General features: G+C 41.0%; 3 protein-coding genes, 1 other RNA gene and 1 pseudogene. 4 read left to right on the forward strand and 1 reads right to left on the reverse strand.

Translation table 11 applies throughout. From position 1 onward, the window contains the following. Positions 1–12 precede the first annotated feature (12 nt). Positions 13–228 carry a hypothetical protein gene (locus tag PVV57_RS09730; protein ID WP_273760989.1) on the reverse strand — a complete coding sequence of 72 codons (216 nt, stop codon included), beginning with the start codon at positions 226–228 and terminating at the stop codon, positions 13–15. Positions 229–844: 616 nt separating this feature from the next. Here PVV57_RS09730 and PVV57_RS09735 point away from each other — a divergent pair. The 4 genes and pseudogenes from PVV57_RS09735 to PVV57_RS09750 all read left to right on the forward strand — a co-directional run. Continuing rightward, complete coding sequence (locus PVV57_RS09735; RefSeq protein ID WP_273719561.1) at positions 845–1,234, forward strand: helix-turn-helix transcriptional regulator; 390 nt, start codon at positions 845–847, stop codon at positions 1,232–1,234. 492 nt (positions 1,235–1,726) lie between these two features. After that, positions 1,727–2,116, forward strand: a complete 390-nt coding sequence (locus tag PVV57_RS09740; protein WP_273719563.1) for a helix-turn-helix transcriptional regulator — start codon at positions 1,727–1,729, stop codon at positions 2,114–2,116. 1,019 nt (positions 2,117–3,135) lie between these two features. After that, positions 3,136–3,296: non-coding RNA, 6S RNA (gene ssrS, locus PVV57_RS09745), on the forward strand. A 217-nt stretch (positions 3,297–3,513) separates the two neighbouring features. Next, a pseudogene (locus PVV57_RS09750) lies at positions 3,514–3,775 on the forward strand (5-formyltetrahydrofolate cyclo-ligase); the annotation flags it as partial.

Genomic DNA, 3,775 nt, shown 5'->3' on the forward strand with positions numbered 1-3,775 from the left:
TTGTTGCTGCATCTACTTGCGCCAAAATACGACTCCTGCTTTTTCGTCCGCAGAGCTGATTGGATTGTTGCTTCTTTTTTGCACCCTCAAGACATCAAGAATTTCTTGCGCCTTAAAGGCATCAAGAGCCTTCTTACAACTTGGCAAGTGATCATCATCAATGATAACACAACCAGCAGCAACCATTTCAGTGCAAAGCAGCAATGCTGTTCTAATGATTTTGTTCATAGATTCCCCCCTTTTGTTTTTCAGTTTTTAAAGTTTAAGCACAATTAAAACATTCTGCAACGCATAAAGCCTCCACCTCCTTCACTTTCCCTTCTTTTTTACGGATCCACGTTTTTACGCTTTTACATTTTTACAGAAAATGACAAACGAAAAACCCGCTCTGCTCTGTAAACAAAGTTCAGTACTTCATCAGAATGCATAGACAAACCCACCCCGAAAATATTCTACACATGCTTACAAAAAGCACCTTATTGATATGCTTGAAGGTCCCTCAACGGCCTATCCTTGCCTCTCATAAACCATTCTCACCCCACCCAAAACACCCCTATTTACGGCATAACACGACAAAAATATTTTCATTTTTCTTGCCAATCTTCTAAAATTCCTTTACCACTTAAAGGATATTTTGATCGTCTACGCACCGATCAAGAGGGATTAAAGGTCCTAAATCCGAGCGTAAAAGTGAACCCGCTTTGCGGATATCCCGGGATTCCGGGAGTTTTTGCTATGTCCAGGTGCTTGTCTGCACTAAAAGCAAAAAAACTGACTCGGATTCAGTACCTTTAACTCCCGGAATACCAACGCGAGGGCGCTCGCACTTGGCGGGGAGCACAAAGTGCAAACTAAAAATCCATATTTTCAAACTAAAAATCCAAACTTTATTGATATTTCAATAGGGAAAAGAATTCGTCATAGAAGAATTTCAATGGGGCTTTCTCAAAAAGCATTAGGAAGCTTTTTAGGTGTGAGTTTCCAACAAGTCCAAAAATATGAAAAAGGTTTAAATCGTGTAAGCGCAGGATGTTTGCTTGAAATCGCTCAAAAACTGCAAGTGCCGATAAGCTTTTTTTATGCGGATCTTTTAACCGCGGATATTGCGACAAAAGAAAACCCCTCACACCATGATCAAGACACCTATAGCGAAAAAGAATATGCTCTTTTAAAAAATTTTAGAGAGCTTAAGCCTAAAAAACAGAAAGCAATTTTGTGTTTGCTCTCTGATTAAGCGGAAGCCCGCACATCAACATTATTTGCTCATATATCCCTTTTGGTAAAATTGATGCCCCCTCACAGTTCAGTAGGTTAAAAGACGCGGCAAACAAGTCCATCCCTATTCAACATACACGCGCACAAAAAACACACACATTGTAAATCTATAGACCCAATATCAGCCTCAAAAAGTAGTGTTTCACAGAATAAGAGGGCATTCTTGCGATACAAAAAATTTTCATTTTCCAAATATTTTCATTTTTCTTGCCAATCTCCTGAAATTACTTTATTGATAGACCTGTGTTTTTGATCGTCCACGCAACGGTCAATAAGGAGTTGGATTCCTTAAAACTTAACGCATAAACAATTATGGCTATCCCGGAAATTCCGGGGGCTTTTGTTATGTCCAAGTGCGATAAGCACTAAAAACAAGAGACTGTTTAAGTTCAGTGAATCCAACCTCCCGGAATACCAATGCGAGGGCGCTCGCAACCGGAGGGGGCACAAAGTGCAAACTAAAAATCCACATTTTCAAACCAAAAATCCAAACTTTATTGATATTTCAATAGGGAAAAGAATTCGTCATAGAAGAATTTCAATGGGGCTTTCTCAAAAAGCATTAGGAAGCTTTTTAGGAGTGAGTTTCCAACAAATCCAAAAATACGAAAAAGGTTTAAATCGTGTCAGCGCAGGGTGTTTGCTTGAAATTGCTCAAAAACTGCAAGTGCCGATAAGCTTTTTTTATGCCGATCTTTTAGCCACCGATCTTGCGACAAAAGAAAACCCCTCACACCATGATCAAGACACCTATAGCGAAAAAGAATATGCCCTTTTAAAAAATTTTAGAGAGCTTAAACCTAAAAAGCAGAAAGCCATTTTGTGTTTGCTCTCTGATTAAGCGGAAGCCCGCACACAACATTATTCGTTAATCTTTCTAAAATATAAGATTCAGATCATGCCACCTCAAAGGACAGTGTTTCATCAAACACGACCGAGACATACCACTCTAAAATACTCTTCATCCCAACGTGCCATCCTAAAGAAAAAATCACTGAAAGCACCGGTCAGTCGCGCTTTAAAAAGAAAATTCTCCCTATAGGACAAAGCTCTCCCTCCTCAAACGAGGCTGTTTGATAAGACTTCACAAACAAGCCCTACCCCTCACACCATCCTCCACGCATCTCTTCCCACCACCACCTTTTGCACACGCCCATCCTAACCTGTCCATACGCATTCTCTCCTTCCTCCATTTCCCACACACTCTCCTTTCCAGTAAAGGCTCTAGGCCTCTTCATCCTATCTTACGCTCTATTCACAAGACGCGCTTCCCCATAACCTTTCTTTCACTACTACCATACCATAATAAAAACTCAACACGCCCCCCAAGGCTCCACAGCGCATAAAGCCTCCACGTCCTTTACTTCCTCTTCCTTTTTTACGTCTCAACGATTTTACAGAAAAAAGCCAAACGAAAAACCCGCTCTGCTCTGCGAACAATGGGGCCTGGAAACAATGCTCTTCACCCCATCTTGCTTTCACAATTGATGAACCAGCCCTAAAAAATGACTCACAAAGCAAAAACGTCAAAGGTGCCCCGTTCAATTAAACCAACATCCCTGCATCAGAAATATCTCCCTTCAAATCTCCCCCAAGCATTCTCCCAAAACAACAAAATCAAACATTGCCCCAAAAGAGTAAATCAAATATCATCAATGTAAAAAGTTTCGTTACTCACCCTCACCCATCCATCGTTTTTTAATTTTTTTGCTGTAAATAAGCCGTCCATCGATCATGCAATCATTTCCAGCAATCCCCAGCAAAGGTGTAAAAATCCTCCTAAAAAACTTTATAAAAAATTAAGAGATTGAGGTTATTTTATCTCTAGCAGAAGCTATGAAATTGTTTTATATTAAAGAGGGTGTTCTGCGCTTCTCGACAGGAAATAACGTATTCCTGAGACCTTAGTGATCTCCAAGGGAGCTGTCCCTGATTAAGCCCGTGGGCTTTTTCATATGGCGCCCACCTATTTGTATAGGTTCCCGGGGTCAACTTTTTCCATCGGCTGTTGTGGATCACCCTTTTTTGCATCATTTTTTGCAGCCATAAAGCTTGTTTGCATCCATAAATGCCCCCCCCAAAATTGATCATGCCCTTTTGCATGGAGCCTCTCTTTATCTCTATCTATGAGATCCCCTTTTCTATGAAACAAAGAGCAAAAGACTCTCTTTATAAGATCAGAATGACAATAGGCTTTAACTTATGAAATTTGCGAACAGCCTACAAAAAGAATAGATCTTGTCAACTTCATCTCTTCGTGCACAGCAGCGCAAGAGTGGTTTATTGCCTCAAGAGGCTCTTTCAAAAGAAGAGCGTGCCCTATTTTCACAACGCGCTTGTCGCCACTTTATTGAAACCCTTGAAAAAAAAGGGACAGATTTTTCACGCCTCATTTTGGCAGGCTATTGGCCCATCAAATCGGAAATTGACCCACGCCCTCTCCTTGAGGCAATAGCACTACGCGGTGGGCGCCTATCCTTACCAGCCGTGCTTGACTCCA

The organism is Bartonella sp. AU15XJBT, assembly GCF_028618615.1.
Lineage (GTDB): Bacteria > Pseudomonadota > Alphaproteobacteria > Rhizobiales > Rhizobiaceae > Bartonella.